This window comes from Streptomyces sp. NPDC031111, assembly GCF_055570675.1.
In genome coordinates, this window is sequence record NZ_JBVIGS010000019.1 from 68,069 (window position 1) to 81,798 (window position 13,730).

11 protein-coding genes and 1 tRNA gene are annotated in these 13,730 nt (G+C 72.6%); 5 read left to right on the forward strand and 7 right to left on the reverse strand.

Annotated features, from left to right (window positions below; translation table 11 throughout):
* Positions 1-100: 100 nt before the first annotated feature.
* Positions 101-171, reverse strand: a tRNA-Gln gene (locus ACZ470_RS31705).
* 11 nt (positions 172-182) lie between these two features.
* Positions 183-1,052 carry a helix-turn-helix domain-containing protein gene (locus ACZ470_RS31710; protein ID WP_468432794.1) on the reverse strand — a complete coding sequence of 290 codons (870 nt, stop codon included), beginning with the start codon at positions 1,050-1,052 and terminating at the stop codon, positions 183-185.
* Positions 1,053-1,212: 160 nt separating this feature from the next.
* On the opposite strand from ACZ470_RS31710, the gene ACZ470_RS31715 reads away from it, so the two are divergent.
* Positions 1,213-2,517 (forward strand): sensor histidine kinase, encoded by a 1,305-nt coding sequence (locus tag ACZ470_RS31715; protein WP_468432796.1) that lies wholly within the window; start codon positions 1,213-1,215, stop codon positions 2,515-2,517.
* A 24-nt stretch (positions 2,518-2,541) separates the two neighbouring features.
* Here ACZ470_RS31715 and ACZ470_RS31720 read toward each other — a convergent pair whose 3' ends face one another.
* Together ACZ470_RS31720 and ACZ470_RS31725 are read right to left on the reverse strand one after the other, a co-directional pair.
* On the reverse strand, positions 2,542-3,036 hold the full coding sequence (locus ACZ470_RS31720; RefSeq protein ID WP_468432798.1) for an SUKH-3 domain-containing protein: 495 nt from the start codon (positions 3,034-3,036) through the stop codon (positions 2,542-2,544).
* 45 nt (positions 3,037-3,081) lie between these two features.
* Positions 3,082-3,612: a YwqJ-related putative deaminase gene (locus tag ACZ470_RS31725; protein WP_468432799.1), complete on the reverse strand. Its 531-nt coding sequence runs from the start codon at positions 3,610-3,612 to the stop codon at positions 3,082-3,084.
* A 352-nt stretch (positions 3,613-3,964) separates the two neighbouring features.
* On the opposite strand from ACZ470_RS31725, the gene ACZ470_RS31730 reads away from it, so the two are divergent.
* The 3 genes from ACZ470_RS31730 (at position 3,965) to ACZ470_RS31740 (ending at position 8,698) form a co-directional block, all read left to right on the forward strand.
* The gene (locus ACZ470_RS31730; protein ID WP_468432973.1) at positions 3,965-4,954 is read left to right on the forward strand and encodes an SMI1/KNR4 family protein; all 990 of its coding nucleotides are present in this window, start codon (positions 3,965-3,967) and stop codon (positions 4,952-4,954) included.
* Between the two features lie 9 nt (positions 4,955-4,963).
* On the forward strand, positions 4,964-7,609 hold the full coding sequence (locus ACZ470_RS31735; protein ID WP_468432801.1) for an SUKH-4 family immunity protein: 2,646 nt from the start codon (positions 4,964-4,966) through the stop codon (positions 7,607-7,609).
* A gap of 204 nt (positions 7,610-7,813) precedes the next feature.
* Entirely contained in the window at positions 7,814-8,698 is an 885-nt protein-coding gene (locus tag ACZ470_RS31740; protein ID WP_468432803.1) for a cellulose-binding protein, read from the forward strand.
* Positions 8,699-8,986: 288 nt separating this feature from the next.
* Here ACZ470_RS31740 and ACZ470_RS31745 read toward each other — a convergent pair whose 3' ends face one another.
* Positions 8,987-10,603 carry a sodium/solute symporter gene (locus tag ACZ470_RS31745; protein ID WP_468432805.1) on the reverse strand — a complete coding sequence of 539 codons (1,617 nt, stop codon included), beginning with the start codon at positions 10,601-10,603 and terminating at the stop codon, positions 8,987-8,989.
* The gene (locus ACZ470_RS31750; protein WP_468432806.1) at positions 10,600-11,085 is read right to left on the reverse strand and encodes a DUF485 domain-containing protein; all 486 of its coding nucleotides are present in this window, start codon (positions 11,083-11,085) and stop codon (positions 10,600-10,602) included. Before ACZ470_RS31750 ends, ACZ470_RS31745 begins: the two co-directional genes overlap by 4 nt.
* A 263-nt stretch (positions 11,086-11,348) precedes the next feature.
* Between ACZ470_RS31750 and ACZ470_RS31755 the strand changes: the two genes are divergently transcribed.
* Positions 11,349-12,038 (forward strand): NAD(P)-dependent oxidoreductase, encoded by a 690-nt coding sequence (locus ACZ470_RS31755; RefSeq protein WP_468432807.1) that lies wholly within the window; start codon positions 11,349-11,351, stop codon positions 12,036-12,038.
* Between the two features lie 20 nt (positions 12,039-12,058).
* On the opposite strand, the gene ACZ470_RS31760 is transcribed toward ACZ470_RS31755, so the two are convergent.
* On the reverse strand, positions 12,059-13,552 hold the full coding sequence (locus ACZ470_RS31760) for an MFS transporter (protein WP_468432808.1): 1,494 nt from the start codon (positions 13,550-13,552) through the stop codon (positions 12,059-12,061).
* Positions 13,553-13,730: the final 178 nt, after the last annotated feature.

Here is a 13,730-nt window from a genome sequence, read left to right on the forward strand (position 1 = left end):
TGTTGGGGTGGGGGTGACATCCGCAGGATACCGGGGTGTTTGTGGGGGGACATGAGAGCGGGTCCTGACCGGGGTGACCGGTCAGGACCCGAACCTACGGCTCCCGGGGAAGGAATCGAACCCTCATTCAAGAGACCAAAACTCTTTGTCCTACCATTAGACGACCCGGGATAGCTTGCCCGCTATGTCCGATTTACTAGATCGGCTGCGGTGACAGCCCCTACTATGCCGTACCACCAGCCTTCGACGCGACGGTGTAGGTCGGCGCTGCCAAGAAGAGCGATGCGCAGACAGCCGTAGTAACCCTCGCCGGTGTTCGTTCGGTTGGTCTTGGGGTTGTGTTTCTTGAGGCTGGTCTTCAGGAGGTCGCCAACCTCAATGCCAACCTGGTGCGCCCAGAAGGCCTCGGCCTTGGGGATGTCTGCGGACTCGTGGATGTTGACCGAGAAGCGGCGGCGGTGGGGTTCCACGCCGAGTAGGTCGAGCCAGAGCAGGAACACCTTGATCATGTTCGGGTCGCTGTTCACGAAGATGACGCGCCGGTTCGTGCCGTTCTTGGCCTTGGCTCCTTCGGACCAGTAGAGCCCCACCCCTACCAGGAACAGTTCGCGCGAGGTGAGAGGCCCGATCTCGCTGTATGCGGTGCTCCGTAGTTCTTCCCGTGCGGCGGCGCGATTCTCGACCGCACGCTTTACGCCCCGTCGTGCCGCCGCCATGTCCGGCCTGCCGGGCCGACCCGGTGACGGAAGGTCCCGCACCCAGAGTGAGACCGAGCTCTTGGAGCAGCCCAACTCGGCCTGGATCTGGTTGTACGTCCAGCCTTGGAGACGAAGCTCCCGTGCCCTGGCCTTGAGGTCGTCCTTTGCTCGCGGGCGCTTCGTCCAGGCCGGCGGGGGCTCCCCCTTCACCAGCTGGTTGAGGATGTCGTTGTTGTAGACCTTCAGCTCGTCGCGGATCTGCCGGAGGCTGTAGCCCGCCCTCCGCAGCGCGACCGCCTGCTCGCGCAGGCCCTCGAAGTCGGCGTATTTGCCTGGTGCATGTGTCACACGCATACCGTCCGGGCGGAATGCTTGCTTCCCCCTCGAACGGTGACCGATTCAGCAGTTCGAGGGATTTCCGGGCGTAACGCGTCCGATCGGTCACCGTGTGTGGTGTGGTCCAGTCGTGGAAACTCGCCGGAAAACCGGCGCCTACCGCCCGTAGGCTGGACACATGACCGCGACGGGGGAAGAGCATGTGACGGCCCGGGGAGGGCCGTGGTGGTGGGACAGGCGGCGGAGTGCCGCGCTCGATGTGGGGCTCGCGGTGGTGTCCGCGGTGGAGTGCGGGCTCGAGGGGATCCCGTTCGCGTGGGAGGCGGGGATACCGGCCGCCGTCGGGGTGGTTTTCGGGCTGCTGGCGGGTTCCGTGCTGCTGGTGCGGCGGAAGTGGCCGATCGCGGTGGTGCTCGTGGCGATCGCGGTGACGCCGGCGGCGATGGGTTTCCTGATGGGCATCGTCGGTCTGTATTCGCTGGCGGCGTCCGAGGTGCCGCGGCGGATCATCGGTTCGCTGGCCGGGATGCAGCTGGTGGGTGTGCTCATCGTGATGTTCGTGCGGTTGCGGCAGGACATCGCGAAGGAGGACGTGGACGTCGGGGACTGGATCGTGCCGTTCGCGTCGATCACCACGGCGTTGGGGGTGACGGCTCCTCCGTTGCTGCTGGGTCTGTATGTGGGGGCGCGGCGGCGGTTGATGGAGAGCCTGCGGGAGCGGGCGGACAGTCTGGAGCGGGAGCTTCAGCTGCTCGCGGAGCGGGCGGAGGAGCGGGCCGAGTGGGCGCGGGGCGAGGAGCGGACGCGGATCGCGCGGGAGATGCACGACGTGGTGGCGCATCGGGTGAGTCTGATGGTGGTGCATGCCGCGGCGCTTCAGGCGGTGGCGCGGAAGGACCCGGAGAAGGCGGTGAGGAATGCCGCGCTGGTGGGGGACATGGGGCGGCAGGCGTTGACGGAGTTGCGGGAGATGCTCGGGGTGCTGCGTTCCGGTGGGGACGGTGTGCGGCGGCCCGAGCGGGATGCGGTGCCGTTGGCGGCGGTGGGGGCGGCGGCTGCGGCTGCGGCGTCGCGGGCGGTGGACGAGGCGGACGGCCCGTGTCTGTCGGAGATCGATGAGTTGGTGGGGCAGTCGGCGGCGGCGGGGATGGTCGTGGATCTGTCGGTGGAGGGGGAGGTCCGGTCGTATGCGCGGGAGGTGGAGTCGACGGCGTTCCGGGTGGTGCAGGAGGCGTTGACAAATGTCCACAAGCATGCGGCGGGTGCGAAGACGTATGTGCGGTTGGCGCACCGGGTGTCGGAGATCGCGATGCAGGTGGAGAACGAGCCGCCGTCGGGGGCGGCGTCGTCGGCGGGGCTGCCGTCCGGGGGGAATGGGCTGGTGGGGATGAAGGAGCGGGTGTCCGCGTTGGGTGGGGTGTTCGTGTCGGGGCCGACGGAGGCGGGTGGTTTCCGGGTGTCGGCGGTGATTCCGGCGTCGTAGTCGGTGGCCGGCCGGCTGTGGGGTTCAGCCGGCGGTGAGGCGTACGGGCTGTATGCCGGAGATCAGGGTGGCGAGGGCGTGGTCGATGTCGGGGCCGAGGTACCAGTCGCCGGTGTGGTCGAGGGCGTAGACGCGGCCCTGGGTGTCGATGGCGAGGAGGGCCTGGGTGTCGGTTTCGGCGCCGAGGGGGCAGACCTCGGTGTCGAGGGCGCGGCCGAGGTCGCCGAGGGTGCGGGCCAGGTGGAGGCCGTGGAGTGGGTCGAGGTGGAGGGTGGCGGGGGCGATCTGGCGGCCGGGGCCGGTGGGGGTGATGTGGAGTCCGCCGAATTCGGCCCAGGCTTCGACGGCGGCGGGGAAGACGGTGTGGCGGTGTCCTGCGGGTGAGGTGTGGTCGCGGAGGGTGTCGGCCCAGATTTCCGCTTGTTTGATGTCCCAGCGTCCGGGTTGCCAGCCGGCGGCGCGCAGGGCGGCGTCGACGAGTACGGCGAAGCGGGTGGTCGAGGTGCGGTCGGTGTGCATCTGCCCTTCGTTCGTCGAGGTGGTGGGGTGGTGCGGGGGTCGGGGTCAGGTGCCGTTCGTGGCCGGGTCGATCGTGCGGACGCCGAAGTGGGCGCTGAGGGCGGTGCAGGCGCGGCAGGGGGTGGCGTAGCTGCCGTGGAGGGGGTCGCCGTCCTCGCGGATGCGGCGGGTGGTGAGTTTTGCTTGTTTGAGGGCTTTGCGGGCTTCGCCGTTGGTCATGGGTTTGCGTGCGGCGCGTTTGCTGCGTGCGGCGTCGGCGGTGGTGATGTGCCGGGAGATGAGGATCGTTTCGGCGCAGCGGCCGGTGAAGCGGTCGCGTTGGTCGCTGGTGAGGGTGTCGAGGAAGTCCTGGACGAGGGGGTGGAGGGCGGGGGGTGTGTCGCCGCGGGCGGCGGTGCCGGTGAGGGTGGTGCCGCGGACGGAGAGGGCGGCGGCGATGGTGGGCAGGATGCCGTCGCGGCGGTGGTGGAGGGTGGGGGTGTGGGGGGTTTCGGTGGCGCTCCAGCCGATGCGGGGGTCGCCGGAGCGAGGGTCGCCGGAGGGGCCGCTGTGCGGCCCTGTCTGCGTCATGTTCATGATCATCATCCCCTCCCGAGCATCGCCTCGGTGGTCACAGAGTGCCAAATCGCGTGGCTGATGCGGAAGCTGGGGCCGGGTGACACGCCCGGGTTTGGGCGGGCTGTCACGGGAGGGTGACGGCTGGTCACGGAAGCGGAGGGGTGGATGACCGGCGCCGGTGACCGGTGGAGGCGTACCGCATAGGCTGTCGGCACCGCGATCCATGCGGTGACCGCGCGGTTGTGCGTGCGGGCGCCGCGGGGGTCGTGGCGGTAATTCAGTCGAGACAGACGTGACAGTCGAATACGTTCCGTAACGGCCCGAAGGTGGGCGGTGGGGGACGTACAGAGTGCCGCAGGGGGCAACCGCCATGACGACAGGTCGGCTCGGGCAGCAAGCCGCGCCGCCGAACGCGGCCTATGCCGGGCAGGTCGTGCACTTCCCGGATCCGGTGCGGGCGGCCCGTCACCCGAGAGGGGTACGGGTGGACGAGCGTGGTTACCCCGATTTCTCGCCCTATGCGCGTGCGGCCGCGGAGATCGCGGAGCCGCCGGAGGGTTTCGGTGTGGACGAGCTGCGGCTGACGGACTATGTGTCGGCGAACGCGGCGCTGGCGGCGAGCGGTCATGATCTGTGGGACACGGTGCCGGCGGTGGCGACGCCGCACGGCTGGACGTGGCATCACGTGGTGGGTTCGCGGCGGCTGGAGCTGGTCCCGGTCGATGTGAAGGCGCTGTTGCGGCATCACGGTGGTGTGGCGACGTCGGCGGTGGATCACGGCAAGCGGGGCACGCGGCCGTTGCAGGAGACGCGTCCGGCGCATTTCGGGCTGCCGAAGTCGGGTGTGGCGGTGTCGGAGTCGCAGGTGCTGGGGGTCGAGGAGGACCTGGGGTACCGGTTGCCGGGTGCGTACCGGTCGTTCCTGAAGGCGGCGGGTGGTTGCGCGCCGGTGGGGACGGCGTTGGACGCGGAGCTGGGGCTGCTGGTGGACCAGCCGTTCTTCACGGTGCGGGACGAGGCGGCGGTCAACGATCTCGTCTACGTCAACAAGTGCCTGCGTGATCATCTGACCAAGGACTATCTGTGCGTCGCTTTCGTGCAGGGTGGTCTGCTGGCCGTCAAGGTGCGGGGTGAGCGGCAGGGTTCGGTGTGGTTCTGCGCGTACGACGACGCGCGGGACGTGGATCCGTCGTGGCCGCCGGCCGAGCGGGTGGAGCGGCTGCTGCTGCCGTGCGGGGATGATTTCGACGCGTTCCTGTCCCGGCTGGCGGGGTCTCCGCCGGAGCTGGAGACGGTGGCGAATCTGATGGTGGACGGTGGGTTCGCGCGTGCCGTTCCGGTTTCTTCCGCGGGGGAGTGAGCTTCGGCGATGGTGACGTTCGCGCAGGCGCAGGAGCGTGCGGAGGAGTGGGTCAACGGCGATGTGCCGTCGTACCAGCACCGTGAGGTGCGGGTGCGGGAGTTCGACCTGGGGTTCGTGGTGTGGGCGGAGGACCGTGCGGACGGTCCTCGTTCGGACGGGGGCGCCCAGCGGCTGGTGATCGCCCGGGACAGTGGTGAGGCGACGCTGTGGCCGGGGCTGCCGGTGGGTGAGGTGATCCGCCGGTACGAGGAGGAGTACGGCCGTGCGGAGTCGGCGCCGGAACCGGCGCCGGCGGCGGCGCGGGTGGATCTGAATCAGACGTCGTTCCTGTTGAGTCCGCCGGAGTGGTTGCAGGAGGCGGCGGACCGGCTGGGGATTCCGGATCGGCGCGGTGAGAGCGCGGGGTCGGCCACGGGGTCGGCCGCGGGTTCCTCGGGTTCCGGTGCCGGGGCTTCGGCGCCGGGTGGGTCCGCCGGGGCGGGGAGTGGTGCCGCGTGGCCCGCTGCCGGGGGGAGCGGTGCGCAGCCGGGTGCCGGTGCGCCGGCCGGGGCGACTCCGTGGGCGGGTACGGACACCAACGCCGATGCCGGTGAGGACCGTTCCGTACCGCTGCCGGAGACCGTGTTCGCGCAGCAGTTGAGCGAGTCCGGCGACGAGACGCCGCCGCCCGCCTCGCCGCCGGAGGCGAAGACGGCGCTGATGCCGAGTGGCAGCCAGCTGCCGCCGACGGCTGTCGCGCCGGCGCTCCAGGATCCCAACGCGCCGCTGGGGGCGCCGGGTACGCCCCCGCCGCCCACGCAGGGCGGTGCGCCGTACGGCTATCCGCAGGGTTCCGGCAGTGCGCCGGGTACGCCCCCGCCTGGCGTTCCGGGCGCGCAGACGCCCCCGCAGACGCCTCCGCCTGCCGGTCCGGGTGCGTCGGAGCGGCCGCTCGCGGCCAACGCCGGGGACATCGCGGACGCCGCGACCAGCAAGGCGACCCCGCCTCCGCGGCGCGGTCCGGGTGCGGCGACGCCGCCTCCGCCGCCGGGTGCGCCGGGGACTCCGGGGGCGCGTCCGGGCGGTACGCCGCCGTCCGCTCCCGCTGCGCCGGGTGCTCCGGCGGGCGGGTACGTGCCGACGCAGATGGTGTCGTCGCTCGGCCCCGAGGGGCCCGAGGCGCCGGCCGGTTCGACCCCGCCGCCCGGGGCTCCGACGCCGCCTCCGCCGCCCGGCGCGCCGGGTGGTACGCCGCCGGGCGGTGTCCACCACGCGGCGACGATGCTCGCCGACCCGTCCGGCATGGGGCCGGCCGGTCCTGGCGCGCCCCAGCCTCCGGGGCCGCCCGGTGCCCCGGGTGCGCCCGGTGCTCCCCAGCCGCCTGGGCCGCCCGGTGTTCCCGGTGCGCCGGGTGCTCCCCAGCCGCCGGGTGCTCCCGGTGCGCCCCAGCCCGGCGCCCCGGCTGCCCCCGGGGGTCCTGGTACCGGAGGCGGGCGCGGGCCGGTGCATCACGCGGAGACCGTGCTGGCCGCGCCTCCGGTGGGTGGTCCCGGTACGCCTCCGCCCCCCGCTCCCCCCGGCATGCCCGGCGGCGCGCCGCCGATGCCGCCCGGCGCGATGCCCCCCGGTACCCCGCCGCCCGGCGTCCCCGTGCCGGGGCAGCCGCCGGCGTACGGCTATCCGCAGCCGCCCGCCGGGCAGCCGACGGTCGGCCCCGGCTACCAGGCGGTGCTGCGCTACCGCGCGCAGGACGGTTCCGAGCAGCAGCTGATCCGGCGTTCCGCGCCGGGTACGCCGCACCCGGAGTGGCAGATCTTCCACGAGCTGCGCGCCATGAACGTGCCGCCGGACCAGGTGCTGGAGCTGCACACCGAGCTGGAGTCGTGCGAGCTGCCGGGTGCGTACTGCGCCCGGATGATCCGGGAGCAGTGGCCGCAGGCACGGATCACGAGCATCGCCCCCTACGGCACGGATCACGCGAGCCGGCAGCAGGGCATGCAGCAACTGCTGGCCCACCAGGGCGAGTTGCACCAGGTCGCGGACGGGCCCGCGCGCCCGGCGCCCGTGCGCGCCCCGATTCCGCCGGTGCCGCCGGTGCCCCCGGTTCCGCCGGAGGCGATCGCGCAGGAGCTGGCGGGGGCGTTCGGGCCGGGCGTGTTCCGGTTCGAGCAGGCGGCGGTGTCCCGGCAGGGCGTGCCGCCGGTCGTGGCGCACACGCTGGTGGCGGCCGGTCTGCCGCTGGACATGGGCCCGTTCTTCTGGGCGCAGGCCCAGCCGGGCCGTCCGGTGCCGACGCTGGCGGAGCTGGCGGCGGAGCGGGGTGTGCAGCCGGCCTCGGACGCGGGCTCGTACCTGGTGATGGGCAGTGATTTCGGCAAGGCGATCTGTGTGCAGTACGGCACGGCGAACATCGTCGCGGTGCCGGTGGAGGCCGGGCCGGGCGGTGCGCCCGTACCGCCGCAGTTCGTGAACACGGGGCTGCCGGAGTTCGCGCGCTGTCTGGCGCTGCTCGGCCGGATGTGGCGGCTGCGGTTCGGGCTGAACCAGGAGCAGGCGGGCCGCTGGACCGTCGACTTCCAGGCGCAGTTGGCCGCGCTGGACCCGGCGGCGCTGGGGTCGCCGGAGAGCTGGTGGTCGGTGCTGCTGGAGCAGATGTGGGACGGACTGCTGTGACCCGTCGGCGCTGAGCGGCGCCGTCGTACGAGGAGCCGGGCCCGGTCGTCAGGACGACCGGGCCCGGCTTTCGTGTGTCCTCCTCGCGGAGTGTCGCGTTATGAACACTTCCGTGTGATCCATCAAGATGTGCGCGATTCATCCCATTTCGTGCTCGGTCTTTCGTGCTGGGCTTCGAGTCCGTCGGAGGAGAGGGGTTCCAGGGTGAGCAGCGCATCGGTGTCGTCGCAGGGCTTCGAGGTCGTACGGGGGCGTGGCTACCGTCCCTTGCAGGTCATCGCGTTCGTCGAGGCCCTCTCGGACGATCGTGACGCCGCCTGGGAGCGGGCCGCGCGGCTCACCGTGCTGGCCCGGGAGATGGAGGAGGAGCTGGAGCTGCTGCGGGTGCGGGTGGCGGGGCTGGCCCCGCAGACGTACGAGTCGCTCGGGGAGGGCGCGCGGCGGCTGTTCGAGCTGGCGGGGGAGGAGGCGACGGCCGTACGGGAGTCGGCGCGGCAGCACGCGCGGGACGTCACGGACCTGGCGCGGGACGACGCCGCGGGCGTGGAGGAGGCCGCGCGGGCGTACGCGGAGACGGTGCGCGCCGAGGCGGACGAACGCGCCGGGGAGCTGCTGGCGGCGGCCCGCGCGGAGGCCGACGGGATCCGGATCGGGGCCCGGCGGGAGGTGAAGGAGCTGCGCGGGGAGACGCTGACGGCGTTGCGGGAGATGCGGGAGCGCACCTCGGGGATCCTCGCCGAGGCGGCGAGGGAGCAGGCGGAACGGCTGGACGGGGTGGAGCGTGAGGAGGCCGCGCGGGTGGCGGCGCTGGCCGCCCGTCAGACGGAGGCGGAGGCGGCGGCCGAGCGTGTGCTGGCCGAGGCGCGGCAGGTCTTCGCCGACGCGGAGGAGTCGGCGCGGCGCCGCGCGGAGGAGGCGCGGGAGCGGGCGGCGGAGCTGCTCGACGAGGCGCGCGTCCGCGCGGAGGGTGTCGCGCGGGAGACCGAGCGGGTGCTGCGCGACCACGCGGACCGACGGGAGGACGTGCAGACGCACATGGACCACGTGTGCGCCAGCCTGAGCGCCCTGACGGGCCGGGTCGTGGAGTGACCCGGCCCGAGGGTGTCCGCGTGGTCGCACCCGCTGCGCGCCTCGGAGGCGGCGAGGCGGCGATGTGCGCGCCCTCGCGGCCGGGCTCGCGGCCGCCGCCTCCGAGGCGTCCGCCCGGCACGCTCCTCCGCTGCCTCAAGGCACCCGGGTACGACCGGTACGCGGGCGTCCGCCCGGCGCTTCCCCGGCATCCGGCCGGGGGCGCCCCGGAGCGCGCACCTGAGGCCGTGAGGTCGGCTCGCCGGGCGGACGACGGGAAGGGCGGGCGGGCCCTGCGGGCTGCCCGGGTCAGTCGCTCCGGCGGGTGGCGCCCGCGAGGATCCAGCTCTCCACCGCCTCGTACTGCCTGCGGTGTTCCTCCGCCCTCGCTCTGCCGGAGAGCATCGTGCCGAGCCAGCCGAAGGCGAAGCCGGCGGGGATGGAGAGCAGGCCGGTGGTGGTGAAGGGGAACCAGTTGAAGTCGGCGTCGGGGAAGGCGGCGACGGGCGAGCCCGAGACCAGGTTGGTGCCGGGCATCAGCAGCAGCACGGTCAGCGAGCCGCCGATCAGGGTGGCGAGCAGGCCCGTCCGGGTGTAGCGGCGCCAGAAGAGGCTGTAGACGAGGGCCGGGGCGATGGCGGAGGCGCCGATGCAGAAGGACAGGGTGACCAGGGGTTGCAGGCTGTGGTGCTGCACCAGGGTGGCCAGCAGGATCGCGGGGACGCCCACCGCGAGCGCGGAGAGGCGGGCCAGGGTCATCTCGCGGCGCGGTGACATCTCCTGGACGCGGGCCGCGAAGACGTCGTGGGCGAGGGAGTTGGCGCAGGCGAGGATCATGCCGGCGACGGAGGCGAGCACGGTCAGGAAGATGGCCGTGGTGACGGTGGTGAACAGGAAGGTCTCGGTGGTGGTCACCTCCGGGCCGAACGCGGCCTGCGAGCCGAGCAGATAGGCGGTGTTGCCGCGCGGGTCGGCCTGGGCGATCGCGGCCCGCCCGATCAGCGCGGTCGCGCCGAAGCCGATGACGGTGATGACCAGGACGAACAGGGCCACGCACGACACCGCCCAGGACATCGAGCGGCGCACCTGGCGGGCGCCGGAGGCGGTGTACATGCGCATGGTGACGTGGGGCAGGCAGGCACCGCCGAGGACGACCGTGAGCTGCGAGGTGATCATGTCCAGGCCGGGGCTGGCGCCGCCGTGGAACTGGAGGCCGGAGGAGAGGAAGGCGTCGCCGACGCCGCTGCCCTCGGCGGCCGCGTCGAACAGGGCGCCCGGGCTCCAGTCGAACCGGTGCAGGATCAGGGCGGCGACGACGATTCCGGAGCCGAGCAGCATCACGATCTTCAGGATCTGGATGAGGGCGGTGCCCTTCATGCCGCCGATCGCCGCGTAGCTGATCATCAGGGCGCCCACGCCGATGATGCAGCCCGTCTGGAGCGACTCGCCGGAGAAGCCGAGGATGAACGCCATCAGCTGCCCGGTGCCGGCGAGTTGCACCAGCATCATCGGCAGCAGCGCGGCGAGGGTGACGGAGCAGGCGGCGATGCGGATCGCGCGCCCTCCCGGCATACGGCGGGTCAGCGCGTCGCCCATGGTGAACCGGCCCGCGTTGCGCAGGGGTTCGGCCAGCAGGAACATCAGCAGCATCAGGGACAGGGCGGTGCTCAGGGCGAGGACCATCCCGTCGTAGCCGAACAGGGCGATGACGCCGCCGGTGCCGAGGACGGTCGCGGCGGAGATGTAGTCACCGGCGATGGCGAGGCCGTTGCGCATGGGGGAGAGGGAGCCGTAGCCGGTGTAGAACTCGTCGAGGTCGTCGCGGTCGGGGCCGGTCATCACGCACAGCAGCAGGGTGACCGTGACGACGGCGGAGAAGCCGACGAGGGCCATGGACTGCGCGTTTCCGCTGAACTCGGGGCTCATCGCAGGGCCTCTCGCCGGTCCCGCCGGGCGTCCAGCGCGCTCTGCCTGCGGATGAGCTCCGCGAGGGGGTCGACGTGGCGCCGCGCGGTGCCTTCGTACAGGGCGATCGCCAGCCAGGTGACGGGGACCTGGAGCACGGCGAGCAGCAGCCCGGTGGGTACTCCTTCGGTGGCGGTGCCGGTCATGAAGTCCGGCGCGAACGCCGAGAGGACCAGGAAGAGGACGAAGTAGCCGAGGGCGGTGAGGGTGGCCGTGCGCCGCTGCCAGCGGTAGGCGCTGCGCAGATGGCGCAGGTCGCTGTGGTGGCCGAGCGGTGCGTGGTGCGGTGTCCGCCTCGGCTCCGGGGCGGCGGGGGCGGCCGGGGGCTGCCAGGGGTAGGTGGCGTGGGTGGGGGCGGGGGAGGGGGCGTACGGGGGTGGGTCGTACGACTGCTGGGGGCGGGGGTCCCGGTAGGGGTACCGGTGGTACGGGTCGGTGGACATCCCGTGCTCCTTGCGTGGCTCGGGTCCGTGCGGGGACGGCAGGGAGGGGGGTGGGGGGAGCGGAGACCGCACGCTACTCGCGCGTACGGGGGCGCGCTGTGTTTTGGCCAAACTGAGCGGTCGGTATGCGCTTACCATGCGGATTCGGGGCCTGACCTGGGGTGTTACCCGCATTAACTCAGACTTTTGGAAGCCGGTGTCACATGCGCGGCGGCTCCCCGCCTCTTGTCGGCGGAACAGTCCGACGAGGAGAGGAAACCGCCATGAACGTCGTCGTCTTCGGTGCGAACGGGCCGACCGGACGGCTGGTCGTCGCCCGGGCGGCCGCGGAGGGGCACAGCGTCACGGCCGTCACCCGGCATCCGGAGGACTTCCCGGTCCAGGGGCCGCGGGTACGGGTCGCGCGGGCGGACGTGTACGACCCCGGCGCCGTCGCGCGGGCGCTGGAGGGGCAGGAGGCGGTGGTCTCGGTGCTCGGCGTCCCCTACGGCCGCGAGCCGGTCAGCCTGTACTCGACCGGCATCACGCACATCACGCGGGCCATGGCCGAGCACGGTGTCCGGCGGCTGGTCGCCGTGACCTCGACCATACTGTTCGACACCCCGGCCCCCGGCGAGACGCTCCTGTTCCGCCGGGTGCTGGAGCCGGCCGTCGCCCGCTTCATGGGCCGCACGGTCTACGACGACATGCGGCGCATGGAGGACATCGTCCGCGCCGGCGCCCTCGACTGGACGGTGATCCGCCCCGGCGGACTGTTCGACGCGCCGGCCGTCAGCGACTACCGCGTCGGCACGGCACGCCTGCCCGGCCGGTACACGGCACGGGCCGACCTGGCCGACGCGGCGCTGCGACAGGCGGTCGGGGGCGGGCACGTCCGTGCGTTCGTCGACGTACGGACGACCGAGGGCACGCCGACCTTTCTTCAGCTGCTCCGGAAGGAGGCGTTCGGGTGAGGTGCCGCCCCTTCGGTCCTTCAGTCCTTGAGCACCGGGAACCTGCGCGGGGCGAGCACCAGCAGCACCAGGAACGCCAGGGCCGCCGCGCAGGCCGCGCCGAGATGGACCGCGTGCACGGCCTCCGCGATGGCCCGGCGGGTCGCCTCGGGCACGGTTCCCGCGTCCAGGGCGCGGGTGACGGAGTCCAGGTCGCTCGCGCCGCCGAGACGTGAGGCCAGGACGCCGTTGGCGACCGCGCCGAAGAGGGCCGCGCCGACGGTCTGCCCGGTCTGCCGGCAGAAGAGGATCGACCCGGTCGCCGTGCCGCGTTCCTCCCACGTCACCGACGACTGCACCCCGATGATCAGCGGCAGTTGGAAGAGACCGAGGGCGGCGCCCAGCAGGAGCATCAGCAGGGTGGGCTGCCACGCCTCGCCGGGATAGGGCAGGAAGGGGAACGCGAAGAGGACGAGCGCGGCCGAGCCGATGCCGAGCATGGCGGTGTTGCGGAAGCCGATGCGGCGGTACACGTGCTGGCTCAGGGCGGCCGACACCGGCCACGACAACGTCCATACGGAGAGCACGAATCCGGCGGCCACCGGGGCGAGGCCGAGAACGGACTGGGCGTAGGTGGGCAGGAAGACCGTCGGGGCCACCATCAGCAGACCCAGCGCGCCGAGCGCCAGGTTGACGGCGGCGATCGTGCGGCGGCGCCACACCCAGCCGGGGATGATCGGCTCCGCCGCGCGGCGCTCCACCACGACCACGACCGCCAGCAGCGCGACGCCCCCGGCGAACAGGGCCAGCGACGGGGCGGACAGCCACGGCCAGGCGACACCGCCCTGCACGAGCGCGGTGAGGAGGACACCACCGCAGGCGAAGATCGCGAAGGCGCCCGCCCAGTCCACCCGCGCGCGGCGGACCTTCTCCCGCCGGGGCTCGTGCAGGTGACGGACGATCAGCCACAACGCCACCGCCCCGACGGGCAGGTTGACGAGGAAGATCCAGCGCCAGTCCGCGTAGGAGGCGAGCAGCCCGCCGACTCCGGGACCGGCCACCGCGGAGACCGCCCACACGGTGGAGAGGCGGGCCTGGATCCTGGGGCGCTCCTCCAGCGGGTACAGGTCGGCGGCGAGGGTCTGCACCGTGCCCTGAAGGGCACCGCCGCCCAGCCCCTGCACCACGCGGAACGCGATCAGCGCGGCCATGTTCCAGGCCGCCGCGCACAGCAGCGAGCCCAGCAGGAACAGCGCGGCGCCCGCGACGAGGACCGGTTTGCGGCCGAAGGTGTCGGAGAGCTTGCCGTAGACGGGGAGGGTGACCGTCACGGCCAGCAGATAGCCGGAGAAGAGCCACGAGAAGTAGGAGAAGCCGCCCAGGTCGCCGACGATCTGCGGGACGGCCGTGGAGACGATGGTGGAGTCGAGTGCCGCCAGCGCCATCGCGAGCATGAGCGCGGCGACCACGGCTCCGCGCCGCTCGGTCGCGGCGGGTCGTGCGCTGTCGCGTGTCACCGGTCTGGTGCCGTCCACCGGGAGCCCCTTCCACACAGTTGATTGCCCCTTGCACGTGTCTGCCGTGGCACAGCTTCGCACTTGACCCTGACGTCGCGGGAGGGTGGAGCCTGGACGGGCCGAGGGGATGAGCCGACCCCGAGACGGCATCCGCCCGCCGGAGGACTGCCCCTAGGGGTACCTCCGTACTACGGGT